Here is a 22,526-nt window from a genome sequence, read left to right on the forward strand (position 1 = left end):
ATAGTCAGCCGTGGAATTGAGTGCGGGGGAGGATATTCACCGTTTCGTGTAGTTCGGACCACACCAGAACGACGTCCCCACGCTGCAATTGTTGTTTTACATCGGCGACTTTATCTTCAAGCGAACGTTCATGTTCACCATAATCGGTGCCTTCGCGCAACACAAAGGTTTCAATCAGATTATCAAGCGTTTCGGGAGCCAGATCCTGCCAGGGGATAATCATGCCACTTTCCCCAGAAAGCGGGTCAGCCAGTCCGGAATACGCTTTTCGAGCCACATTTCCGGGCGACGGATCGTGCCGCCAATAAAGCCGACGTGGCCGCCGTATTCCGTCAGCTGATACAGAATATTCGGCGGAAGCTCTTCCTGCGCGGGGATGGAGTGGTGATCCATAAACGGATCGTCCTTGGCGTGAATGATCAGCGTCGGTTTCGTTATCTTGCTCAATACAGGCATGGCACTGCACTGGCGGTAATAGTCGATCGCATCGGCGAAGCCGTGGATTTTCGAGGTGATTAAATCGTCAAACTCCCGGATGCGGCGTACGCTCTTCAGGCGTTTGAGATCCACCGGCAACGTACCGGGATAGGCTTTCAGCTTACGGGCGGCGTTTGCCTTCAGCAGGTTCAGTAGATAGCGCTGATACACACGTGAGAAGCCTTTATCGATGTGGTAGCTACAGGCTTCCAGCATAAAGGGGGCGGAAACGATAACGGCGGCATCCAGCGGCGTATTCTCACCTTCTTTCGCCAGCAGGCAGCCAAGCATGTTACCGCCGAGTGAATAGCCAACGGCGGCGGTTGGCACTTCGCCAAACTCCCGGCGTAGCCAGGAGAGGAACCAGGTGCCGTCTTCGGTTTCGCCGGAGTGATAGATGCGCTCTTTGCGGTTGGGCTCGCCGCTGCAGCCGCGAAAATGCATCACCACGCCGAGCCAGCCTCGCTGTTTAGCCGCGTTGATCAGACCGTGGGCGTAAGGGCTGTACAGGCTACCTTCCAGGCCATGAAACACCACAAGGCGTGGTTTGTGCCGTGCCTGATTGGGATCTTCACTCCAGGCCAGATCGACAAAATCCCCGTCCGGCAACTCCAGGCGCTGCCAGTGAGGCGTGAACAGCACTTTGCGGCGAAGAAGACGCGGCAGCATGGTCTGCAAATGGCAGTTGCTGATGCCTTTCATCGGCACAAAGGTGTCACTCTCTTGTGGAGGGACGTCGAACTCTATGGGGGTGATCTGAGCCATTACACCTACTACTGTCGTGAAAAAAACCTGTCTACTATACCGTCAGGAAGGTTTGATGTTTATGAAAATGAGCTTCAGTGTGCTTTTGTTGAGCTTATTCACTCTTCCTGAAGCATCTGTTCGAGCTGCTCGTGAGCCTCAAGCCATGCCATTTCACACTCTTCGAGCCCGGACTTCGCGCTGGCCTGCTGTTGGAGGCACTCGGTAAGTTCAGCTTTGCGGGCCTGATCGTACAGGCCGCTGTCGCCGAGTTTCTCTTCCGCTGCTGACAGCTTCGCGTTGAGTTTCTCCATCTCTTTTTCGAGGCGCGTAATCTCTTTACGCAGCGGCTGCGTCAGGGTGCGAAGTTCCGCTTCACGGCGCTTTTGATCCTTACGTGCCTGGGCACTGTTGGCATTCTCTTTCGGTGCTTCGTCAGGCTGATTTTCCTGTTTCTGCACATCGCTCAGCCACTGCTGATAATCTTCCAGATCGCCATCGAAAGGTTCCACTTTTCCATCGTGAACCAGATACAGATCGTCGGTGGTGGAGCGCAGCAGATGGCGGTCGTGCGAGACAACAACCAGCGCGCCGTCGAATTCGATTAACGCTTCGGTCAGCGCCTGACGCATGTCGAGATCCAGGTGGTTCGTCGGTTCATCGAGCAGCAGCAGGTTCGGTCGCTGCCAGACAATCAAAGCCAGCACCAGACGGGCTTTCTCACCGCCGGAGAAACGACGCGTCGCTTCGCTGACTTTGTCACCCTGGAAGCCGAAGCCGCCGAGGTAATCACGCAGCTGTTGTTCCAGCACCTGCGGTGCCAGGCGCGCCAGATGCTGCAACGGTGATTCGTCGGCGCGTAAAAATTCCAGCTGATGCTGTGCGAAGTAGCCGAGCTTGATGCCTTTCGCCAGGCCAATCTCTCCGCTCTGTGCGGCCAGTTCGCCCGCCAGCAGTTTAATCAGCGTGGATTTACCGGCTCCATTTCGGCCTAACAGACCGATACGTGAACCTGGCACCAGGTTGAGCTTAATGGAGTCCAGAATGGTGCGGTCGCCATACCCGGCGCTCACTTTTTCCATTTTCAGCAGCGGGTTGGGCAGGCTTTCCGGCTGGCGGAAGCTGAAGTGGAACGGGTTATCGACGTGCGCCGGGGCAATCAGCTCCATGCGTTCCAGCATTTTCACGCGGCTTTGCGCCTGTTTGGCTTTTGAGGCTTTGGCCTTAAAGCGGTCGATAAAACTTTGCAGGTGCGCCACTTTTTGCTGCTGGCTTTCATACATCGACTGCTGCTGAGACAGGCGCGTGGCGCGCTGGATCTCAAACGAAGAGTAGTTGCCTGTGTACTCAAACATCGACTGCTGCTCGATGTGAATAATTTTGCCAACGACGGGATCGAGGAAATCGCGGTCGTGGGAAATCAGGATCAGCGTGCCCTGATAGCTCTTTAGCCATTTCTCCAGCCAGATAACCGCATCGAGATCGAGGTGGTTAGTAGGCTCATCAAGCAGCAGCAGATCGGAACGGCAAATCAGCGCCTGCGCCAGGTTCAGACGCATCCGCCAGCCGCCGGAGAAATCGCTGGTAGGGCGTTCCAGCTGCTCGTTGCTGAAGCCCAGTCCGTGCAGCAGGCTGGAAGCGCGGGCGCGAATCGTCCACGCATCGATGGCGTCCAGCTTGCCGTGCACGGTGGCGATGGCGTGGCCGTCGTTGCGCTCGTTGGCGGCATTCAGTTCGGCTTCCAGCTGACGATATTCGCGGTCGCCGTCTATCACATAGTCGAGCGCGGGCTGTGGCAATGCCGGCGTTTCCTGGTTGACCCAGGCCAGCTGCCAGTTGCCGGGATAGGTAAAACTCCCGCCATCGGCGCTAATCTCGTTCTTTAACAGCGACAGCAGCGTGGATTTGCCGCAGCCGTTTTTTCCCACCAGGCCTACTTTTTGCCCGGGGTTAATGGTGGCTGTGGCGTTATCCAGCAGGACACGCACGCCGCGACGAATTTGTAACGAGGAGAAAACAATCATAAGGCGCCGTATGTTCAGACTATGTTAAATTGTCATTATGATAATGTAGTGTGGTGACGCAGCGCGACACCGGGCGGCAATGGTAGCCCAAAACAACAACGTCAGACAAAAGTATTCAGGTCCACCCTGAGCAAGTTAGGGGGCAACGGGCCTGATTGTTCTTATACCGGGAGGGGAATGATGTCAGAGACAGCAAAAGTATTGCTGCTGTATGCCCATCCGGAATCTCAGGACTCGGTGGCCAACCGGGTTTTGCTTAAGCCGGCTCAACAGCTTGAAAATGTGACCGTACACGATCTGTACGCGCACTATCCTGATTTTTTTATCGACATTCCGCGTGAGCAAAAGCTGCTTCAGGAACATGACGTCATCGTATTCCAGCATCCGCTTTATACCTACAGCTGCCCGGCATTGCTGAAAGAGTGGCTCGATCGCGTGCTCAGCCGCGGATTTGCCAGCGGCCCGGGAGGGAATCAACTGGCGGGAAAGTACTGGCGCAGCGTCATTACTACCGGTGAGCCAGAAAGTGCCTGGCGTCATGACTCCCTGAACCGCTATTCAATGAACGACATTTTGCGCCCTTTTGAGCTTACGGCGGGGCTGTGCCGCATGCACTGGATGAATCCGATAATTATTTACTGGGCGCGTCGTCAGCCGCCTGAAGAGCTGGCGAGCCATGCCAGAGCTTACGGCGACTGGCTGGCTAATCCTGTTGCGACGGGAGGCCGCTGATGGAAGGTTCCGATCTGTTACTCGCCGGTGTGCTTTTCCTGTTTGCCGCTGTGGTCGCCGTACCGCTGGCTTCCCGCCTGGGCATTGGTCCGGTGCTGGGCTATCTGCTGGCGGGTATTGCTATTGGTCCGTGGGGCCTGGGTTTCATCAGCGACGTGGACGAAATTCTGCATTTTTCCGAGCTCGGCGTGGTGTTCCTGATGTTTATTATCGGGCTGGAGCTGAATCCGTCGAAGCTCTGGCAGCTGCGGCGCTCCATTTTCGGCATCGGTGCGGCGCAGGTTTTGCTAAGCGCGGCGGTGCTGGCGGGCTTGCTGATGCTGACGCAATTCTCCTGGCAGGCCGCGGTGATCGGCGGGATTGGTCTTGCTATGTCATCGACGGCGATGGCGCTTCAGCTGATGCGCGAGAAGGGCATGAACCGCAACGAGGGCGGTCAGCTCGGCTTTTCGGTGCTGCTGTTCCAGGATTTAGCGGTGATCCCCGCGTTGGCGCTGGTGCCGCTGCTGGCAGGGACCGGCGACGATCACCCTGACTGGGTTAAAATCGGCCTTAAGGTATTGGCATTTGCCGGAATGCTCATCGGCGGCCGTTATTTGCTGCGCCCGGTGTTCCGCTTTATTGCCGGTTCGGGCGTACGTGAAGTGTTCACAGCGGCGACGCTGCTGCTGGTGCTGGGCTCCGCTTTGTTTATGGATGCGCTTGGCCTGTCGATGGCGCTCGGTACTTTTATCGCGGGCGTTCTGCTGGCGGAAAGCGAATATCGTCACGAGCTGGAGATCGCCATTGAGCCTTTCAAAGGGCTTTTGCTGGGGCTGTTCTTCATTTCCGTAGGGATGGCGCTGAATCTTGGGATCCTCTACACCCATCTGCTGCTGGTACTGGCGGGCGTGGTGGTGCTGGTAGCGGTGAAATATCTGGTGCTGTATCTGCTTGCGCGACTGTATGGCCTGCGCAGTTCTGAACGCACGCAGTTTGCCGGCGTCCTGAGCCAGGGCGGGGAATTTGCCTTTGTGTTGTTTTCCACGGCTTCGTCCCAGCGGCTGTTTCATCACGATCAAATGGCGCTGCTGCTGGTGACGGTCACGCTGTCGATGATGACCACGCCGCTGCTGATGAAAATCGTCGATAAAGTCTTGTCACGCCGCCTTAATGGCCCGGAAGAAGAAGATGAGGCCCCGTGGGTGGAGGACGACAAGCCGCAGGTGATCGTGGTCGGCTTCGGGCGTTTCGGTCAGGTGATTGGTCGTCTGCTGATGGCGAATAAGATGCGCATTACCGTACTGGAGCGGGATATCAGCGCGGTTAACCTGATGCGCAAGTATGGCTATAAAGTTTACTACGGGGACGCGACTCAGATTGAACTGCTGCGTTCGGCAGGAGCGGAAGAGGCGCAATCCATAGTGATCACCTGCAATGCGCCAGAAGACACTATGAAGCTGGTGGAGATTTGCCAGCAGCACTTCCCGCATCTGCACATTCTGGCCCGCGCTCGTGGGCGTGTGGAAGCTCACGAGCTTCTGCAGGTCGGCGTGAAGCAATTTTCACGTGAGACATTTTCCAGTGCGCTGGAGCTGGGGCGCAAGGCGCTCATTACGCTGGGCATGCATCCGCATCAGGCGCAGCGCGCTCAGCTGCATTTCCGCCGTCTGGATATGCGAATGCTACGGGAGCTGATGCCGGTGCACTCGGATACCCAACAAATCTCCCGTGTGCGGGAAGCCCGGCGCGAGCTGGAAGAGATTTTTCAACGCGAAATGCAGCAGGAACGACACCAGCTGGACGGCTGGGACGAATTTGAATAAGAAGGTGAGCAATGGCTATCCGAAAACGATTTATTGCCGGGGCGAAATGCCCGTCGTGTCAGGCGCAGGACACGCTGGCGATGTGGCGCGAGAATAATGTCGATATTGTTGAATGCGTTAAGTGCGGTCACCAGATGCGCGAGGCCGACAAGCAGGCCCGTGAGCACGTACGTAAAGACGAGCAAGTGATAGGCATTTTTCATCCCGAGTAGCGATCCGTGCTGTCTTTTTTTAAGCTTAGGGGTACACGGGTGCAGAATTCCGCTACAATCTGCGCCACTATTCTTCCCATGCTCAGGAGATATCATGAAAGTAGCAAAAGACCTGGTGGTCAGCCTGGCCTATCAGGTACGTACAGAAGACGGTGTGTTGGTTGATGAGTCTCCGGTAAGCGCGCCGCTCGACTACCTGCATGGTCACGGTTCCCTGATCTCCGGCCTGGAAAAAGCGCTGGAAGGTCACGAAGTTGGTGATAAATTCGACGTAGAAGTGGGCGCGAACGATGCCTACGGTCAGTACGACGAAAATCTGGTACAGCGCGTACCAAAAGACGTCTTCATGGGCGTTGACGAACTGCAGGTTGGCATGCGCTTCCTGGCAGAAACTGACCAGGGTCCTGTACCGGTTGAAATCACCGAAGTGGAAGACGATCACGTTGTTGTTGACGGCAACCACATGCTGGCTGGCCAGAACCTGAAATTCCACGTAGAAGTTGTTGCGATGCGTGAAGCAACCGAAGAAGAACTGGCTCATGGTCACGTTCACGGTGCTCACGACCATCACCACGATCACGACCATGACGGTTGCTGCGGTGGTCACGGCCACGATCACGGCGATCACGAACACGGTAAAGGTGGTTGTGGCGGTAACGGCGGCTGCGGTTGCCACTAATCTGTACCGCTTTCGGGCGTTCAGATTAATGATAAAAAAGCGGGAGAACCCGCTTTTTTTACGCCTCAATAATGCGGTGGCGGCGTTTCTTCTGCCTGAGACGCCATGTGCGATGGCTGGCTGGCTTTCAGCTTTTCGACCATCAGGCGCATGTTGTCGCGCATTTTTGCCATTTCCATCTCATGGGCGGTGACCGTCCGATTGAGGTCCTCAATGGTGATCTCCTGAAACGCCAGGCGGCTTTCCAGTTCTGCGAGACGCGCTTCCAGTGTTAATTCACTCATGATTCACCTCTTCTGTTATTGCGCGGCGGATTCTACTGGACTTTCAGGTGGCGTGCAGCCTTATCACGAATTGAACGAAACTAATTTACACAAAAATAGTCTTAAAAGATCTGCGATTACAGAGCGTTCGTATGTAGATTTCTTCTACAACGCTTTATAGTACGCTACTTGTTGACTAAACCCTGGGGTGAGATGCCCCGGCCCTGGAGAAATGGATGAAATCACTGTTTAAAGTAACGCTTCTGGCAACCACGATGGCCGTTGCACTGAATGCCCCAATGACTTTTGCTGCTGATGCTGCGGCAAAAACAGCCCCGGCGACCGACGCGGCCAAAGCTGCGCCAGCAGGCCTGAATGCTGCATTCAAAACCGACGACCAGCAGTCCGCTTATGCACTGGGTGCATCGCTGGGTCGTTACATGGAAAACTCCCTGAAAGAACAGGAAAAACTGGGCATCAAACTGGATAAAGCTCAGCTGATCGCAGGCGTTCAGGATGCGTTTGCCGATAAGAGCAAACTCTCCGATCAGGAAATCGAGCAGACTCTGCAGACTTTTGAAACCCGCGTGAAAACGGCTGCACAGCAGAAAATGGAAAAAGACGCGGCTGACAACGAAACCAAAGGTAAAGCCTACCGCGATACCTTCGCCAAAGAGAAAGGGGTTAAAACCTCTTCTACTGGCCTGATGTACAAAGTTGAGAAAGAAGGGACCGGCGATGCGCCAAAAGACAGCGACACCGTAGTGGTTAACTACAAAGGTACGCTGATCGACGGTAAAGAGTTCGATAACTCCTACACGCGTGGCGAGCCGCTGTCATTCCGCCTGGACGGTGTGATCCCAGGCTGGACTGAAGGCCTGAAAAACATCAAGAAAGGCGGGAAGATCAAGCTGGTCATTCCACCGGATCTGGCCTACGGCAAAACCGGCGTTCCGGGTATCCCGGCTAACTCCACGCTGGTGTTCGACGTTGAGCTGCTGGACATCAAACCAGCCGCGAAAGCAGACGCAGCACCTGCTGCTGCCGCAGACGACAAAGCTGCAGCAGCGACCAGCAAAAAATAAACCTCTGAAAACCGCCGTCCGAAAGGGCGGCGGTTTTTTATTGGGCGCAATATAATAAAGACTGGAAAGCGCCTGATGTGCGTATTACCTTAGATGCCTCAATTTTGATGATGATATGAGCCTGCCCTGACAACCTAACGACAGGCTCCTGAAAAGGAGTGCTTTTTTTCATGTCCAGGTCGCTTTTAACCAACGAAACCAGCGAACTTGATCTGCTGGATCAACGTCCTTTTGACCAGAGCGATTTCGATATTCTGAAATCCTACGAGGCGGTTGTGGACGGGTTAGCGATGCTCATTGGCTCCCATTGCGAAATCGTGCTGCACTCATTGCAGGATCTCAAATGTTCCGCCATCCGTATTGCCAACGGTGAACACACCGGCCGTAAAATCGGCTCTCCGATTACAGACTTAGCGCTGCGTATGCTCCACGACATGACCGGAGCAGACAGTAGCGTATCCAAATGCTATTTCACCCGTGCGAAAAGCGGCGTGCTAATGAAATCGCTGACAATCGCGATCCGTAACCGCGAACAGCGGGTGATCGGGCTGCTGTGCATCAACATGAACCTTGATGTGCCGTTCTCACAAATCATGGGCACCTTTATTCCGCCGGAAACGCCGGAAGCGGATTCTCAGGTGAACTTCGCCTCTTCCGTTGAAGATCTGGTCACTCAGACGCTGGAATTCACGATTGAAGAGGTCAACGCCGATCGTAACGTCTCGAATAACGCAAAAAACCGCCAGATCGTGCTTAACCTCTATGAGAAAGGGATCTTTGATATCAAGGATGCCATCAACCAGGTTGCCGATCGTCTGAACATCTCCAAACATACCGTCTACCTCTATATTCGCCAATTCAAAAGCGGCGACTTCCAGGGGCAAGATAAGTAATGCGTTTTGCCCTGATGGTGACGGGGCCGGCCTATGGCACCCAACAGTCCAGCAGCGCGTGGCAGTTCGCCAATGCTCTGTTGGCGGAAGGGCATGAGCTCGTCAGCGTGTTTTTCTACCGTGAGGGCGTCTACAACGCCAATCAGCTGACCGCGCCTGCGAATGATGAGTTCGATCTGGTGCGGGCCTGGCAGTCATTAGATGATGAGCACGGCGTTGCGTTGCATATCTGTGTGGCAGCGGCCTTGCGTCGAGGCGTGACGGATGAAACCGAAGCGAAGCAACTGGGTCTTTCGGCTTTTAACCTGCAACCGGGCTTTACCCTGAGCGGGCTCGGTGCGCTGGCGGAAGCGTCGCTGACCTGCGATCGGATGGTGCAATTCTGATGAAACGCGTGGCTTTCGTTTTTATGACACCTCCACACGGCAGCAGCTCGGGCAGGGAAGGGCTTGATGCGCTTCTGGCGACGTCAGCGTTGACGGAGGAGATTGGCGTCTTCTTCGTGGGCGACGGCGTGTTCCAGATCCTCAGCGCGCAAAAGCCTGAGGCAATTCTGATGCGCGACTACATTCCTGCGTTCAAACTGATGTCGCTCTATGACATTGAAAACTGCTGGACCTGCGCAGCGTCGTTACGCGAACGCGGGTTGAGCGAGTCCTCTTCCTTTATTATTGAGTCAGCCATTGTGGAGCCAGATGTGCTCCGCCAGCAGCTTGATAACTATGACGTCGTCTTGCGCTTCTGAGGCCATCATGCTGCATACTCTGAGTCACTCTCCTTGGCAATATGACATCAGCGCTCAGCTTCGCTTAGTGAAGGCAGGCGACGATCTTCTTCTGCTCTCCGATGGCGTGGTTGCAGCACTGGAAGGCAGCCGCTTCCTTGATATTCTCCGCGCTGCCCCCATAACGGTGCATGCGCTGAACGAAGACATTGAGGCCCGCGGCCTGAGTGGTCAAATTTCGAGCGACGTCGTCAGGGTTAGCTATACTGACTTCGTCAGGCTCACGATCCAGCATGCCGGGCAACTCACCTGGTAGCAGATCGTTGTATATTTCTTGACACCCTTTCGGCGTGGCCCTAAAATTTCGCGTCCTCATATTATATGAGGCGATTTATTACGTGTTTACGAAGCAAAAGCTAAAACCAGGAGCTATTTAATGGCAACAGTTAACCAGCTGGTTCGCAAACCACGCTCTCGCAAAGTTGCAAAAAGCAACGTGCCAGCGCTGGAAGCATGCCCGCAGAAACGTGGTGTATGTACCCGTGTATATACCACCACTCCGAAAAAACCGAACTCCGCACTGCGTAAAGTGTGCCGTGTTCGTCTGACTAACGGTTTTGAAGTGACTTCCTACATCGGTGGTGAAGGTCACAACCTGCAGGAGCACTCCGTGATCCTGATCCGTGGCGGTCGTGTAAAAGACCTCCCGGGTGTTCGTTACCACACTGTTCGTGGTGCGCTTGACTGCTCCGGCGTTAAAGACCGTAAGCAAGCTCGCTCCAAGTATGGCGTGAAGCGTCCTAAGGCTTAATGGTTTCCGTTAAGTAAGGCCAAACGTTTTATATTAATGTCAAACTAAACTCTTTGAGTTTTGGACAATCCTGAATTAACAACGGAGTATTCCCATGCCACGTCGTCGCGTCATTGGTCAGCGTAAAATCCTTCCGGATCCTAAGTTCGGATCAGAACTGCTGGCTAAATTTGTCAACATCCTGATGGTAGATGGTAAAAAATCTACTGCAGAAGCAATCGTATACAGCGCGCTGGAGACCCTGGCTCAGCGTTCTGGTAAAAATGAACTGGAAGCATTCGAAGTCGCTCTGGACAACGTCCGTCCGACCGTCGAAGTTAAGTCCCGCCGCGTAGGTGGTTCTACTTATCAGGTTCCAGTTGAAGTTCGTCCGGTTCGTCGTAATGCTCTGGCAATGCGTTGGATCGTTGAAGCTGCTCGTAAACGCGGTGATAAATCCATGGCTCTGCGTCTGGCGAACGAACTTACTGATGCTGCAGACAACAAAGGTACTGCAGTTAAGAAACGTGAAGACGTTCACCGTATGGCAGAAGCCAACAAGGCGTTCGCTCACTACCGTTGGTAATCCCTTCGGAGTGTTAGTCCCCAGGCGGACGCTTCAGGTAAGCCGTCCGCTCTGGGTCACTTAAACTGAACGTCTAAAGAAACAAACGAGGAATCAAATGGCTCGTACAACACCCATCGCACGCTATCGTAACATCGGTATCAGTGCGCACATCGACGCCGGTAAAACGACTACTACCGAACGTATTCTGTTCTACACCGGTGTAAACCATAAAATCGGTGAAGTTCACGACGGCGCCGCAACCATGGACTGGATGGAGCAGGAGCAGGAGCGTGGTATTACCATCACCTCCGCAGCGACCACTGCATTCTGGTCTGGTATGGCGAAGCAGTATGAACCGCATCGCGTAAACATCATCGACACCCCGGGCCACGTTGACTTCACCATCGAAGTAGAACGTTCCATGCGTGTTCTTGACGGTGCGGTAATGGTTTACTGCGCAGTTGGTGGTGTTCAGCCACAGTCTGAAACCGTATGGCGTCAGGCGAACAAATATAAAGTTCCACGCATCGCGTTCGTTAACAAAATGGACCGTATGGGTGCTAACTTCCTGAAAGTTGTTGGTCAGATCAAATCCCGTCTGGGCGCGAACCCTGTTCCGCTGCAGCTGGCAATTGGTGCTGAAGAAGGCTTCACCGGCGTTATCGACCTGGTGAAAATGAAAGCCATCAACTGGAACGATGCCGATCAGGGCGTAACCTTCGAATACGAAGATATCCCGGCTGAGATGCAGGACCTGGCTGACGAATGGCACCAGAACCTGATCGAATCCGCTGCGGAAGCGTCTGAAGAGCTGATGGAAAAATACCTGGGCGGCGAAGAGCTGACCGAGGAAGAAATCAAGAAAGCTCTGCGTCAGCGCGTGCTGAACAACGAAATCATCCTGGTAACCTGTGGTTCTGCGTTTAAGAACAAAGGTGTTCAGGCGATGCTGGATGCGGTAATCGATTACCTGCCAGCACCAACTGACGTTCCAGCGATCAACGGTATGCTGGACGACGGTAAAGATACCCCGGCTGAGCGTCACGCAAGTGATGACGAGCCGTTCTCTGCGCTGGCGTTCAAAATCGCAACCGACCCGTTTGTTGGTAACCTGACCTTCTTCCGTGTGTACTCCGGTGTGGTTAACTCTGGTGATACCGTTCTGAACTCCGTGAAATCAGCACGTGAGCGTTTCGGCCGTATCGTACAGATGCACGCTAACAAACGTGAAGAGATCAAAGAAGTTCGCGCAGGTGACATCGCAGCAGCGATCGGCCTGAAAGACGTAACCACCGGTGACACCCTGTGTGACCCGGATCACGCGATCATTCTGGAGCGTATGGAATTCCCAGAGCCGGTAATCTCCATCGCTGTTGAACCAAAAACCAAAGCTGACCAGGAAAAAATGGGTCTGGCTCTGGGCCGTCTGGCGAAAGAAGACCCGTCATTCCGCGTATGGACTGACGAAGAATCTAACCAGACCATCATCGCTGGTATGGGTGAGCTGCACCTCGACATCATCGTTGACCGCATGAAGCGTGAATTCAACGTTGAAGCGAACGTCGGTAAACCTCAGGTTGCTTACCGCGAAGCGATTCGCTCGAAAGTTACCGATATCGAAGGTAAACACGCCAAGCAGTCTGGTGGTCGTGGTCAGTACGGTCATGTTGTTATCGACATGTACCCACTGGAGCCGGGCTCAAATCCGAAAGGTTACGAGTTCATCAACGACATCAAAGGTGGTGTAATTCCTGGCGAATACATCCCTGCCGTTGATAAAGGCATCCAGGAGCAGCTGAAGGCAGGTCCTCTGGCTGGTTACCCGGTAGTTGATCTCGGCGTGCGTCTGCACTTCGGTTCTTACCATGACGTTGACTCCTCCGAGCTGGCGTTTAAACTGGCAGCTTCTATCGCCTTCAAAGATGGCTTTAAGAAAGCAAAACCAGTTCTGCTTGAGCCTATCATGAAGGTTGAAGTTGAGACTCCGGAAGAGAACACCGGTGACGTTATCGGTGACTTGAGCCGTCGTCGCGGTATGCTGCGTGGTCAGGAATCTGAAGTGACTGGCGTTAAGATCCACGCTGAAGTTCCACTGTCTGAAATGTTCGGATATGCAACTCAGCTGCGTTCTCTGACCAAAGGTCGTGCATCCTATACGATGGAATTCCTGAAGTATGACGATGCGCCGAACAACGTTGCTCAGGCCGTTATCGAAGCTCGCGGCAAATAAGTCGCAAGTTAACAACTAATGTCCCGTGCTCTCTCCTTGAGGGGAGAGCACTATAGTAAGGAATATAGCCGTGTCTAAAGAAAAATTTGAACGTACAAAACCGCACGTCAACGTAGGTACTATCGGCCACGTTGACCACGGTAAAACCACCCTGACTGCTGCAATCACTACCGTACTGGCTAAAACCTACGGCGGTGCTGCTCGCGCATTCGATCAGATCGATAACGCACCAGAAGAAAAAGCTCGTGGTATCACCATCAACACTTCCCACGTTGAATATGACACCCCGACTCGCCACTACGCACACGTAGACTGCCCGGGCCACGCCGACTATGTTAAAAACATGATCACCGGTGCTGCTCAGATGGATGGCGCAATCCTGGTTGTTGCTGCGACTGACGGCCCTATGCCTCAGACCCGTGAGCACATCCTGCTGGGTCGTCAGGTTGGCGTTCCTTACATCATCGTGTTCCTGAACAAGTGCGACATGGTTGATGATGAAGAGCTGCTGGAACTGGTAGAAATGGAAGTACGTGAGCTGCTGTCTCAGTACGATTTCCCAGGCGACGACACTCCAATCGTTCGTGGTTCCGCGCTGAAAGCGCTGGAAGGCGAAGCAGAGTGGGAAGCGAAAATCATCGAACTGGCTGGCTTCCTGGATTCTTACATCCCAGAACCAGAGCGTGCGATTGACAAGCCGTTCCTGCTGCCTATCGAAGACGTATTCTCCATCTCCGGTCGTGGTACCGTTGTTACCGGTCGTGTAGAGCGCGGTATCGTTAAAGTGGGTGAAGAAGTTGAAATCGTTGGTATCAAAGAAACCGCGAAAACCACCTGTACTGGCGTTGAAATGTTCCGCAAACTGCTGGACGAAGGCCGTGCTGGTGAGAACGTAGGTGTTCTGCTGCGTGGTATCAAACGTGAAGAAATCGAACGTGGTCAGGTACTGGCGAAGCCAGGCTCCATCAAGCCACACACCAAGTTCGAATCTGAAGTGTACATTCTGTCCAAAGACGAAGGCGGCCGTCATACTCCGTTCTTCAAAGGCTACCGTCCACAGTTCTACTTCCGTACAACTGACGTGACCGGTACCATCGAACTGCCAGAAGGCGTAGAGATGGTAATGCCAGGCGACAACATCAAAATGGTAGTTACCCTGATCCACCCAATCGCGATGGATGACGGTCTGCGTTTCGCAATCCGTGAAGGCGGCCGTACCGTTGGTGCTGGCGTGGTTGCTAAAGTTCTCGGCTAATCGCTGATAACATTTGACGCAATGCGCAATAAAAGGGCATCATTTGATGCCCTTTTTGCACGCTTTCGAAGCAGAACCTGGCTCATCAGTGATTTTTTTTGTCATAATCATTGCTGAGACAGGCTCTGAAGAGGGCGTTTAGTCCGAAACGCATCAGAGCATTTCGGTTTTGGTTGCCTCGCACTCACGCGGGGCAAAGATGTTTGTCGAATTCTTGTGACAGGTTGGTTTATGAGTGCGAATACCGAAGCTCAAGGGAGCGGGCGCGGCCTGGAAGCGATGAAGTGGGTGATCGTTGCAGTACTGCTGATCGTAGCCATTGTGGGTAACTACCTCTATCGCGACATGATGTTGCCGCTACGTGCGCTGGCCGTGGTGATTCTGATTGCTGCAGCGGGCGGTGTCGCGCTGTTGACGACAAAAGGCAAGGCCACCGTTGCGTTTGCCCGTGAAGCACGTACTGAAGTTCGTAAGGTCATCTGGCCGACGCGTCAGGAAACGCTGCACACTACGCTGATTGTGGCCGCCGTTACTGCTGTCATGTCACTGATCCTGTGGGGACTGGATGGTATTCTGGTTCGCCTGGTATCTTTTATCACTGGCCTGAGGTTCTGAGATGTCTGAAGCTCCTAAAAAGCGCTGGTACGTCGTTCAGGCGTTTTCCGGTTTTGAAGGCCGTGTAGCAACGTCGCTGCGCGAGCATATCAAATTACACAATATGGAAGAGTTGTTTGGTGAAGTCATGGTGCCGACCGAAGAAGTGGTCGAAATCCGTGGTGGCCAGCGCCGCAAGAGCGAGCGTAAATTCTTCCCAGGCTATGTACTGGTTCAGATGGTAATGAATGACGCCAGCTGGCACTTAGTGCGTAGCGTACCGCGCGTAATGGGCTTCATCGGTGGTACCTCCGATCGTCCGGCACCGATCAGCGACAAAGAAGTTGACGCGATTATGAACCGCCTGCAGCAGGTTGGTGATAAGCCGCGTCCGAAAACGCTGTTCGAGCCAGGTGAAATGGTCCGCGTTAGCGATGGTCCATTCGCTGACTTCAACGGCGTGGTTGAAGAGGTTGACTATGAGAAGTCACGCCTGAAAGTCTCTGTCTCTATCTTCGGTCGTGCAACGCCGGTAGAGCTGGATTTCAGCCAGGTTGAAAAAGCTTAAATAAGCAGCGATCAATCGTTGCACCAGGCGCGAAATTGGCATACAATTTCGCGCCTTTTGTTTTTATGGGCTGCGGCCCGTAAAACGAATTTTATTCACGGGGAGCCTTCCTGAGGCGTTATTACCCAATCAGAGGATTTTAGAATGGCTAAGAAAGTACAAGCCTACGTCAAGCTGCAGGTTGCAGCAGGTATGGCGAACCCAAGTCCACCAGTTGGTCCAGCTCTGGGTCAGCAGGGTGTGAACATCATGGAATTCTGTAAAGCGTTTAACGCCAAAACCGAATCCCTGGAAAAAGGTCTGCCAATCCCAGTTGTAATCACTGTTTACGCTGACCGTTCTTTCACTTTCGTTACCAAGACCCCTCCAGCAGCAGTTCTGCTGAAGAAAGCAGCGGGTATCAAGTCTGGTTCCGGTAAGCCGAACAAAGAGAAAGTAGGTAAAATTTCTCGCGCTCAGCTGCAGGAAATCGCGCAGACTAAAGCTGCCGACATGACTGGTGCCGACATTGAAGCGATGACTCGCTCCATTGAAGGTACTGCACGTTCCATGGGCCTGGTAGTGGAGGACTAAGAAATGGCTAAACTGACCAAGCGCATGTCCGTGATCCGTGACAAAGTTGATGCGACCAAACAGTACGACATCAACGAAGCTATCGCCCTGCTGAAAGAGCTGGCTACCGCTAAGTTTGTTGAAAGCGTTGACGTTGCCGTTAACCTCGGCATCGACGCTCGTAAATCTGACCAGAACGTACGTGGTGCAACTGTACTGCCGCACGGTACTGGCCGTTCTGTTCGCGTAGCCGTATTTGCTCAGGGCCCGAACGCTGAAGCAGCTAAAGCTGCTGGCGCGGAGCTGGTAGGTATGGAAGATCTGGCTGACCAGATCAAGAAAGGCGAAATGAACTTTGACGTTGTTATTGCTTCCCCGGATGCAATGCGCGTTGTTGGCCAGCTGGGCCAGGTTCTGGGTCCACGTGGCCTGATGCCAAACCCGAAAGTGGGTACCGTAACGCCTAACGTTGCTGAAGCGGTTAAGAACGCTAAAGCAGGTCAGGTTCGTTATCGTAACGACAAAAACGGCATCATCCACACCACCATCGGTAAAGTGGACTTTGACGCTGACAAACTGAAAGAAAACCTGGAAGCTCTGCTGGTTGCGCTGAAAAAAGCAAAACCTACTCAGGCGAAAGGCGTGTACATCAAGAAAGTCAGCATCTCCACCACCATGGGTGCAGGTGTTGCTGTTGATCAGGCTGGTCTGGCCGCTGCGGCGAACTAAGATTGGCCTTTACGTGGGCGGTGGATTTGTCTACAATCTTACCCCCACGATTCTGTTAGCGTAGGCTAACAGAGACAGATTTGTTCGTTGGAGCCTGGCCTTTTCCAGGCCTCCGTCGAAGACCGCAGGTGTTTCGTCAGAAGCTTAATTCCCTGCGTAGACGGTGACAGAACGCTAAGATTATTTTTTATACTCTTTGGCTTGTTTCTGCTCACCGTATTTAAGACGCTCTTTTGTTGAAAAGAGTGAAGTGAGTTCCAGAGGTTATCTCTGGCAAACATCCAGGAGCAAAGCTAATGGCTTTAAATCTTCAAGACAAACAAGCGATTGTTGCTGAAGTCAGCGAAGTAGCCAAAGGCGCGCTGTCTGCAGTAGTTGCGGATTCCCGTGGCGTAACTGTAGATAAAATGACCGAACTGCGTAAAGCAGGCCGTGAAGCTGGCGTATACATGCGTGTTGTTCGTAACACCCTGCTGCGCCGCGTCGTTGAAGGTACTCCTTTCGAGTGCCTGAAAGACACGTTTGTTGGTCCGACCCTGATTGCATACTCTATGGAACACCCGGGCGCAGCTGCTCGTCTGTTCAAAGAGTTCGCGAAAGCGAATGCAAAATTTGAGGTCAAAGCCGCAGCCTTTGAAGGTGAGTTGATCCCGGCATCGCAAATCGATCGCCTGGCAACACTGCCAACCTACGAAGAAGCAATTGCACGCCTGATGGCAACCATGAAAGAAGCTTCGGCTGGCAAACTGGTTCGCACTCTGGCTGCTGTACGCGATGCGAAAGAAGCTGCTTAATCGCAGTTATCTTTATAAAGCATTGGCTTACGTATAAACTTATTCTGATTTTCAGGAACAATTTAAATGTCTATCACTAAAGATCAAATCATTGAAGCAGTATCCGCTATGTCCGTAATGGACGTTGTAGAACTGATTTCTGCAATGGAAGAAAAATTCGGTGTTTCTGCTGCTGCTGCTGTAGCTGTAGCTGCTGGCCCGGCTGAAGCTGCTGAAGAAAAAACTGAATTCGACGTAATTCTGAAAGCTGCTGGCGCTAACAAAGTTGCAGTAATCAAAGCTGTACGTGGCGCAACTGGCCTGGGTCTGAAAGAAGCTAAAGACCTGGTAGAATCTGCTCCAGCCTCTCTGAAAGAAGGCGTGAGCAAAGATGACGCTGAAGCTCTGAAAAAATCTCTGGAAGAAGCTGGCGCAGAAGTTGAAGTTAAATAAGCCAACCCTTCCGGTTGCAGCTTGAGTAATCAGGCTGATGGCTGGTGACTTTTTAGTCACCAGCCTTTTTGCGCTGTAAGGCGCCAGTAGCATTTCACACTGTTTGACTGCTGGCTGTCCTGACAATGCTTGTTTCTATCGACGACTTAATATACTGCGACAGGGTGCTCGCTCTGTGTAAATCGCAACGAAATGGTTTAAGCGTGATAGCAACAGGTATTGCGGAAAAAGTTCCCTTTTCCGGTCAACAAAATAGTGTTGCATAAACTGCCCCTCTAATGGGCAGAGTCGGTCGACTTGTCAGCGAGCTGAGGAACCCTATGGTTTACTCCTATACCGAGAAAAAACGTATTCGTAAGGATTTTGGTAAACGTCCACAAGTTCTGGACATACCTTATCTCCTTTCTATCCAGCTTGACTCGTTCCAGAAGTTCATCGAGCAAGATCCTGAAGGCCAGTACGGTCTCGAAGCGGCATTCCGCTCCGTGTTCCCTATTGCAAGCTACAGCGGTAACTCTGAGCTGCAATATGTGAGCTACCGTCTGGGCGAGCCAGTATTTGACGTGAAAGAGTGTCAGATTCGCGGCGTGACCTATTCCGCTCCCCTGCGCGTTAAGCTGCGCCTGGTGATTTATGAGCGTGAAGCGCCAGAAGGCACGGTCAAAGACATCAAAGAACAAGAAGTGTACATGGGCGAAATTCCGCTCATGACCGATAACGGTACCTTTGTGATCAACGGTACTGAGCGTGTTATCGTTTCTCAGCTGCACCGTAGCCCAGGCGTCTTCTTCGACAGCGATAAGGGTAAAACCCACTCTTCGGGTAAAGTGCTGTATAACGCACGCATCATCCCTTACCGTGGTTCCTGGCTTGACTTCGAGTTCGATCCGAAAGACAACCTGTTTGTCCGTATCGACCGTCGCCGTAAGCTGCCTGCAACCATCATTCTGCGTGCGCTGAACTACACCACGGAGCAGATCCTGGATCTGTTCTTCGAAAAAGTGATTTTCGAAATCCGTGATAACAAGCTGCAGATGGAGCTGATCCCTGAGCGTCTGCGTGGCGAAACGGCCTCCTTCGATATCGAAGCTGATGGCAAAGTGTACGTCGAGAAAGGTCGTCGTATTACTGCGCGCCACATTCGCCAGCTGGAAAAAGATGACATCAAACACATCGAAGTCCCGGTGGAATACATCGCAGGTAAAGTGTCTGCGAAGGACTACGTTGATGCCTCTACCGGCGAGCTGATCTGCCCGGCGAACATGGAGCTGAGCCTGGATCTGCTGGCTAAGCTGAGCCAGTCCGGCCACAAGCGTATCGAAACGCTGTTCACCAACGATCTGGATCACGGTGCCTACATCTCTGAGACTGTACGCGTCGACCCAACCAACGATCGTCTGAGCGCGCTGGTAGAAATCTACCGTATGATGCGCCCGGGTGAGCCACCAACTCGTGAAGCGGCTGAGAGCCTGTTCGAGAATCTGTTCTTCTCCGAAGACCGCTACGATCTGTCCGCGGTTGGTCGTATGAAGTTCAACCGTTCTCTGCTGCGCGACGAGATCGAAGGTTCCGGTATCCTGAGCAAAGACGACATCATTGAAGTGATGAAGAAGCTCATCGGTATCCGAAACGGTATTGGCGAAGTCGATGATATCGACCACCTCGGCAACCGTCGTATCCGTTCCGTAGGCGAAATGGCGGAAAACCAGTTCCGCGTTGGCCTGGTGCGTGTAGAGCGTGCGGTGAAAGAGCGCCTGTCTCTGGGCGATCTCGATACCCTGATGCCTCAGGATATGATTAACGCCAAGCCGATTTCTGCGGCAGTGAAAGAGTTCTTTGGTTCCAGCCAGCTGTCTCAGTTCATGGATCAGAACAACCCGCTGTCCGAAATCACGCACAAGCGTCGTATTTCTGCCCTCGGCCCAGGCGGTCTGACCCGTGAACGTGCGGGCTTCGAAGTGCGAGACGTACACCCGACTCACTACGGTCGCGTATGTCCAATCGAAACCCCTGAAGGTCCAAACATCGGTCTGATCAACTCCCTGTCCGTGTACGCACAGACTAACGAATACGGTTTCCTCGAAACCCCGTATCGTAAAGTGACTGACGGTGTTGTAACCGACGAAATTCACTACCTGTCTGCTATCGAAGAAGGCAACTATGTTATTGCTCAGGCGAACTCCAACCTGGACGATGACGGCCACTTCGTAGAAGACCTCGTTACCTGTCGTAGCAAAGGCGAATCGAGCCTCTTCAGCCGTGACCAGGTTGACTACATGGACGTTTCCACCCAGCAGGTGGTTTCCGTCGGTGCGTCCCTGATCCCGTTCCTGGAACACGATGACGCCAACCGTGCATTGATGGGTGCGAACATGCAACGTCAGGCGGTTCCAACTCTGCGTGCTGATAAGCCGCTGGTAGGTACCGGTATGGAACGTGCTGTTGCGGTTGACTCCGGCGTAACCGCCGTTGCCAAACGTGGTGGTACCGTTCAGTACGTGGATGCATCCCGTATCGTTATCAAAGTTAACGACGACGAGATGTACCCGGGCGAAGCAGGTATCGACATCTATAACCTGACCAAATACACCCGCTCTAACCAGAACACCTGCATCAACCAGATGCCGTGTGTGTCCCTGGGTGAGCCGGTAGAGCGCGGCGACGTGCTGGCAGACGGTCCGTCCACCGACCTCGGTGAACTGGCGCTCGGCCAGAACATGCGCGTAGCGTTCATGCCGTGGAACGGCTACAACTTCGAAGACTCCATCCTTGTCTCCGAGCGTGTGGTTCAGGAAGATCGTTTCACCACTATTCACATCCAGGAACTGGCGTGTGTGTCCCGTGACACCAAGCTGGGGCCAGAAGAGATCACCGCTGACATCCCGAACGTGGGTGAAGCTGCGCTCTCCAAACTGGATGAATCCGGTATCGTTTACATCGGTGCAGAAGTGACCGGCGGCGACATTCTGGTTGGTAAGGTAACGCCGAAAGGTGAAACTCAGCTGACGCCAGAAGAGAAACTGCTGCGTGCGATCTTCGGTGAGAAAGCGTCTGACGTTAAAGACTCTTCTCTGCGCGTACCAAACGGTGTTTCCGGTACCGTTATCGACGTTCAGGTCTTTACCCGCGATGGCGTGGAAAAAGACAAACGTGCGCTGGAAATCGAAGAGATGCAGCTGAAGCAGGCGAAGAAAGACCTGTCTGAAGAACTGCAGATCCTCGAAGCTGGCCTGTTTAGCCGTATCTATGCTGTGCTGGTTGCCGGTGGCGTTGAAGCTGAGAAGCTCGACAAACTGCCACGCGATCGCTGGCTGGAACTCGGTCTGACCGACGAAGCGAAACAGAATCAGCTGGAACAGCTGGCTGAGCAGTACGACGAACTGAAACACGAGTTCGAGAAAAAACTCGAAGCGAAACGCCGCAAAATCACTCAGGGCGACGATCTGGCACCGGGCGTGCTGAAGATTGTTAAGGTGTATCTGGCCGTTAAACGTCAGATCCAGCCTGGTGATAAAATGGCAGGTCGTCACGGTAACAAGGGTGTTATCTCTAAGATCAACCCGATCGAAGATATGCCGCACGATGCTAACGGTACGCCGGTAGATATCGTACTGAACCCGCTGGGCGTACCGTCTCGTATGAACATCGGTCAGATCCTGGAAACCCACCTGGGTATGGCTGCGAAAGGCATCGGCGAGAAGATCAACGCCATGCTGAAACAGCAGCAGGAAGTCGCGAAACTGCGCGAATTCATCCAGCGTGCCTACGATCTGGGTACCGACGTTCGTCAGAAAGTCGACCTGAATACCTTCAGCGATGACGAAGTTCTGCGTCTGGCTGAGAACCTGCGTAAGGGTATGCCGATCGCAACGCCGGTGTTCGATGGTGCGAAAGAAGCTGAAATTAAAGAGCTGCTGCAACTCGGCGGTCTGCCATCTTCTGGCCAGATCACCCTGTTCGATGGTCGTACCGGTGAGCAGTTTGAGCGTCAGGTAACCGTCGGTTACATGTACATGCTGAAACTGAACCACCTGGTTGATGACAAGATGCACGCTCGTTCCACCGGTTCTTACAGCCTGGTTACTCAGCAGCCGCTGGGTGGTAAGGCACAGTTCGGTGGTCAGCGCTTCGGTGAGATGGAAGTGTGGGCGCTTGAAGCATACGGCGCAGCATACACCCTGCAGGAAATGCTCACCGTTAAGTCTGATGACGTGAACGGTCGTACGAAGATGTATAAAAACATCGTCGACGGCAACCATCAGATGGAACCGGGCATGCCGGAATCCTTCAACGTACTGTTGAAAGAGATCCGTTCCCTGGGTATCAACATCGAGCTGGAAGACGAGTAACTCTCGCTCAAACAGGTCACTGGTGCC

24 protein-coding genes are annotated in these 22,526 nt (G+C 53.3%); 20 read left to right on the forward strand and 4 right to left on the reverse strand.

The genetic code is table 11. The features are described from left to right. Positions 1 to 4 precede the first annotated feature (4 nt). From RTU33_RS15250 to RTU33_RS15260, 3 genes are all read right to left on the reverse strand, one after another. Complete coding sequence (locus RTU33_RS15250) at positions 5 to 223, reverse strand: YheU family protein (RefSeq protein ID WP_312628456.1); 219 nt, start codon at positions 221 to 223, stop codon at positions 5 to 7. After that, the gene (locus RTU33_RS15255) at positions 220 to 1,242 is read right to left on the reverse strand and encodes a hydrolase (RefSeq protein WP_312628458.1); all 1,023 of its coding nucleotides are present in this window, start codon (positions 1,240 to 1,242) and stop codon (positions 220 to 222) included. The genes RTU33_RS15250 and RTU33_RS15255 overlap by 4 nt, the downstream gene beginning before the upstream one ends. A 98-nt stretch (positions 1,243 to 1,340) precedes the next feature. Further along, positions 1,341 to 3,245: an ABC transporter ATP-binding protein gene (locus RTU33_RS15260; protein ID WP_312628460.1), complete on the reverse strand. Its 1,905-nt coding sequence runs from the start codon at positions 3,243 to 3,245 to the stop codon at positions 1,341 to 1,343. A 180-nt stretch (positions 3,246 to 3,425) separates the two neighbouring features. Here RTU33_RS15260 and kefG point away from each other — a divergent pair, with 180 nt between their 5' ends. The 4 genes from kefG to slyD all read left to right on the forward strand — a co-directional run bounded on the left by kefG (position 3,426) and on the right by slyD (position 6,673). Beyond that, positions 3,426 to 3,977, forward strand: coding sequence for a glutathione-regulated potassium-efflux system ancillary protein KefG (kefG, locus tag RTU33_RS15265; protein ID WP_312628511.1), 552 nt, complete (start codon positions 3,426 to 3,428; stop codon positions 3,975 to 3,977). Further along, positions 3,977 to 5,782, forward strand: a complete 1,806-nt coding sequence (gene kefB / locus RTU33_RS15270) for a glutathione-regulated potassium-efflux system protein KefB (RefSeq protein ID WP_312628461.1) — start codon at positions 3,977 to 3,979, stop codon at positions 5,780 to 5,782. The genes kefG and kefB overlap by 1 nt, the downstream gene beginning before the upstream one ends. Before the next feature lie 11 nt (positions 5,783 to 5,793). Beyond that, the gene (locus RTU33_RS15275; RefSeq protein WP_312628462.1) at positions 5,794 to 5,994 is read left to right on the forward strand and encodes a YheV family putative zinc ribbon protein; all 201 of its coding nucleotides are present in this window, start codon (positions 5,794 to 5,796) and stop codon (positions 5,992 to 5,994) included. A 94-nt stretch (positions 5,995 to 6,088) separates the two neighbouring features. Then, entirely contained in the window at positions 6,089 to 6,673 is a 585-nt protein-coding gene (slyD, locus tag RTU33_RS15280; protein ID WP_312628464.1) for a peptidylprolyl isomerase, read from the forward strand. Between the two features lie 65 nt (positions 6,674 to 6,738). Here slyD and RTU33_RS15285 read toward each other — a convergent pair whose 3' ends face one another. Beyond that, positions 6,739 to 6,957 carry a SlyX family protein gene (locus tag RTU33_RS15285; protein ID WP_312628466.1) on the reverse strand — a complete coding sequence of 73 codons (219 nt, stop codon included), beginning with the start codon at positions 6,955 to 6,957 and terminating at the stop codon, positions 6,739 to 6,741. 215 nt (positions 6,958 to 7,172) lie between these two features. Between RTU33_RS15285 and fkpA the strand changes: the two genes are divergently transcribed. The 16 genes from fkpA to rpoB all read left to right on the forward strand — a co-directional run bounded on the left by fkpA (position 7,173) and on the right by rpoB (position 22,499). After that, a complete protein-coding gene (fkpA, locus tag RTU33_RS15290) occupies positions 7,173 to 8,021 on the forward strand; it encodes an FKBP-type peptidyl-prolyl cis-trans isomerase (RefSeq protein WP_312628468.1) in 849 nt (282 codons plus the stop codon). A gap of 170 nt (positions 8,022 to 8,191) precedes the next feature. After that, positions 8,192 to 8,914: a transcriptional regulator gene (locus RTU33_RS15295; protein WP_312628470.1), complete on the forward strand. Its 723-nt coding sequence runs from the start codon at positions 8,192 to 8,194 to the stop codon at positions 8,912 to 8,914. Beyond that, positions 8,914 to 9,300, forward strand: a complete 387-nt coding sequence (gene tusD, locus RTU33_RS15300; RefSeq protein WP_312628472.1) for a sulfurtransferase complex subunit TusD — start codon at positions 8,914 to 8,916, stop codon at positions 9,298 to 9,300. Before RTU33_RS15295 ends, tusD begins: the two co-directional genes overlap by 1 nt. Next, on the forward strand, positions 9,300 to 9,659 hold the full coding sequence (gene tusC, locus RTU33_RS15305; protein WP_312628474.1) for a sulfurtransferase complex subunit TusC: 360 nt from the start codon (positions 9,300 to 9,302) through the stop codon (positions 9,657 to 9,659). The genes tusD and tusC overlap by 1 nt, the downstream gene beginning before the upstream one ends. 7 nt (positions 9,660 to 9,666) lie before the next feature. Then, the gene (gene tusB, locus RTU33_RS15310) at positions 9,667 to 9,954 is read left to right on the forward strand and encodes a sulfurtransferase complex subunit TusB (RefSeq protein WP_312628513.1); all 288 of its coding nucleotides are present in this window, start codon (positions 9,667 to 9,669) and stop codon (positions 9,952 to 9,954) included. 120 nt (positions 9,955 to 10,074) lie between these two features. Next, on the forward strand, positions 10,075 to 10,449 hold the full coding sequence (gene rpsL / locus RTU33_RS15315) for a 30S ribosomal protein S12 (RefSeq protein WP_002436309.1): 375 nt from the start codon (positions 10,075 to 10,077) through the stop codon (positions 10,447 to 10,449). 94 nt (positions 10,450 to 10,543) lie between these two features. Continuing rightward, a complete protein-coding gene (gene rpsG, locus RTU33_RS15320) occupies positions 10,544 to 11,014 on the forward strand; it encodes a 30S ribosomal protein S7 (protein ID WP_008807044.1) in 471 nt (156 codons plus the stop codon). Positions 11,015 to 11,111: 97 nt separating this feature from the next. After that, positions 11,112 to 13,226, forward strand: a complete 2,115-nt coding sequence (fusA, locus tag RTU33_RS15325) for an elongation factor G (protein WP_312628476.1) — start codon at positions 11,112 to 11,114, stop codon at positions 13,224 to 13,226. A gap of 70 nt (positions 13,227 to 13,296) precedes the next feature. Next, complete coding sequence (gene tuf / locus RTU33_RS15330) at positions 13,297 to 14,481, forward strand: elongation factor Tu (protein ID WP_312628478.1); 1,185 nt, start codon at positions 13,297 to 13,299, stop codon at positions 14,479 to 14,481. A gap of 231 nt (positions 14,482 to 14,712) precedes the next feature. Continuing rightward, entirely contained in the window at positions 14,713 to 15,096 is a 384-nt protein-coding gene (gene secE / locus RTU33_RS15335) for a preprotein translocase subunit SecE (RefSeq protein WP_049842136.1), read from the forward strand. 1 nt (position 15,097) lies between these two features. Then, positions 15,098 to 15,643: a transcription termination/antitermination protein NusG gene (nusG, locus tag RTU33_RS15340; protein WP_006816549.1), complete on the forward strand. Its 546-nt coding sequence runs from the start codon at positions 15,098 to 15,100 to the stop codon at positions 15,641 to 15,643. A gap of 144 nt (positions 15,644 to 15,787) precedes the next feature. After that, positions 15,788 to 16,216: a 50S ribosomal protein L11 gene (gene rplK, locus RTU33_RS15345; protein WP_148245049.1), complete on the forward strand. Its 429-nt coding sequence runs from the start codon at positions 15,788 to 15,790 to the stop codon at positions 16,214 to 16,216. A 3-nt stretch (positions 16,217 to 16,219) separates the two neighbouring features. Beyond that, the gene (gene rplA / locus RTU33_RS15350; protein ID WP_312628484.1) at positions 16,220 to 16,924 is read left to right on the forward strand and encodes a 50S ribosomal protein L1; all 705 of its coding nucleotides are present in this window, start codon (positions 16,220 to 16,222) and stop codon (positions 16,922 to 16,924) included. A 296-nt stretch (positions 16,925 to 17,220) separates the two neighbouring features. Further along, positions 17,221 to 17,718 carry a 50S ribosomal protein L10 gene (rplJ, locus tag RTU33_RS15355; RefSeq protein WP_004097644.1) on the forward strand — a complete coding sequence of 166 codons (498 nt, stop codon included), beginning with the start codon at positions 17,221 to 17,223 and terminating at the stop codon, positions 17,716 to 17,718. Positions 17,719 to 17,784: 66 nt separating this feature from the next. Next, positions 17,785 to 18,150 (forward strand): 50S ribosomal protein L7/L12, encoded by a 366-nt coding sequence (gene rplL, locus RTU33_RS15360; RefSeq protein WP_312628485.1) that lies wholly within the window; start codon positions 17,785 to 17,787, stop codon positions 18,148 to 18,150. A gap of 320 nt (positions 18,151 to 18,470) precedes the next feature. Continuing rightward, positions 18,471 to 22,499 (forward strand): DNA-directed RNA polymerase subunit beta, encoded by a 4,029-nt coding sequence (gene rpoB, locus RTU33_RS15365; protein WP_312628487.1) that lies wholly within the window; start codon positions 18,471 to 18,473, stop codon positions 22,497 to 22,499. The last annotated feature ends 27 nt before the right edge of the window (positions 22,500 to 22,526 follow it).

The sequence above is a fragment of the Scandinavium sp. genome, assembly GCF_032012665.1.
Classification (GTDB): Bacteria; Pseudomonadota; Gammaproteobacteria; order Enterobacterales; family Enterobacteriaceae; genus Scandinavium.

Excerpts from the sequence above, each read along its gene's own strand:
- RTU33_RS15250 (WP_312628456.1), bottom strand. The coding sequence starts at position 223 with ATGATTATCCCCTGGCAGGATCTGGCTCCCGAAACGCTTGATAATCTG.
- RTU33_RS15255 (WP_312628458.1), bottom strand. The coding sequence starts at position 1,242 with ATGGCTCAGATCACCCCCATAGAGTTCGACGTCCCTCCACAAGAGAGT.
- RTU33_RS15260 (WP_312628460.1), bottom strand. The coding sequence starts at position 3,245 with ATGATTGTTTTCTCCTCGTTACAAATTCGTCGCGGCGTGCGTGTCCTG.
- kefG (WP_312628511.1), top strand. The coding sequence starts at position 3,426 with ATGTCAGAGACAGCAAAAGTATTGCTGCTGTATGCCCATCCGGAATCT.
- kefB (WP_312628461.1), top strand. The coding sequence starts at position 3,977 with ATGGAAGGTTCCGATCTGTTACTCGCCGGTGTGCTTTTCCTGTTTGCC.
- RTU33_RS15275 (WP_312628462.1), top strand. The coding sequence starts at position 5,794 with ATGGCTATCCGAAAACGATTTATTGCCGGGGCGAAATGCCCGTCGTGT.
- slyD (WP_312628464.1), top strand. The coding sequence starts at position 6,089 with ATGAAAGTAGCAAAAGACCTGGTGGTCAGCCTGGCCTATCAGGTACGT.
- RTU33_RS15285 (WP_312628466.1), bottom strand. The coding sequence starts at position 6,957 with ATGAGTGAATTAACACTGGAAGCGCGTCTCGCAGAACTGGAAAGCCGC.
- fkpA (WP_312628468.1), top strand. The coding sequence starts at position 7,173 with ATGAAATCACTGTTTAAAGTAACGCTTCTGGCAACCACGATGGCCGTT.
- RTU33_RS15295 (WP_312628470.1), top strand. The coding sequence starts at position 8,192 with ATGTCCAGGTCGCTTTTAACCAACGAAACCAGCGAACTTGATCTGCTG.
- tusD (WP_312628472.1), top strand. The coding sequence starts at position 8,914 with ATGCGTTTTGCCCTGATGGTGACGGGGCCGGCCTATGGCACCCAACAG.
- tusC (WP_312628474.1), top strand. The coding sequence starts at position 9,300 with ATGAAACGCGTGGCTTTCGTTTTTATGACACCTCCACACGGCAGCAGC.
- tusB (WP_312628513.1), top strand. The coding sequence starts at position 9,667 with ATGCTGCATACTCTGAGTCACTCTCCTTGGCAATATGACATCAGCGCT.
- rpsL (WP_002436309.1), top strand. The coding sequence starts at position 10,075 with ATGGCAACAGTTAACCAGCTGGTTCGCAAACCACGCTCTCGCAAAGTT.
- rpsG (WP_008807044.1), top strand. The coding sequence starts at position 10,544 with ATGCCACGTCGTCGCGTCATTGGTCAGCGTAAAATCCTTCCGGATCCT.
- fusA (WP_312628476.1), top strand. The coding sequence starts at position 11,112 with ATGGCTCGTACAACACCCATCGCACGCTATCGTAACATCGGTATCAGT.
- secE (WP_049842136.1), top strand. The coding sequence starts at position 14,713 with ATGAGTGCGAATACCGAAGCTCAAGGGAGCGGGCGCGGCCTGGAAGCG.
- nusG (WP_006816549.1), top strand. The coding sequence starts at position 15,098 with ATGTCTGAAGCTCCTAAAAAGCGCTGGTACGTCGTTCAGGCGTTTTCC.
- rplK (WP_148245049.1), top strand. The coding sequence starts at position 15,788 with ATGGCTAAGAAAGTACAAGCCTACGTCAAGCTGCAGGTTGCAGCAGGT.
- rplA (WP_312628484.1), top strand. The coding sequence starts at position 16,220 with ATGGCTAAACTGACCAAGCGCATGTCCGTGATCCGTGACAAAGTTGAT.
- rplJ (WP_004097644.1), top strand. The coding sequence starts at position 17,221 with ATGGCTTTAAATCTTCAAGACAAACAAGCGATTGTTGCTGAAGTCAGC.
- rplL (WP_312628485.1), top strand. The coding sequence starts at position 17,785 with ATGTCTATCACTAAAGATCAAATCATTGAAGCAGTATCCGCTATGTCC.
- rpoB (WP_312628487.1), top strand. The coding sequence starts at position 18,471 with ATGGTTTACTCCTATACCGAGAAAAAACGTATTCGTAAGGATTTTGGT.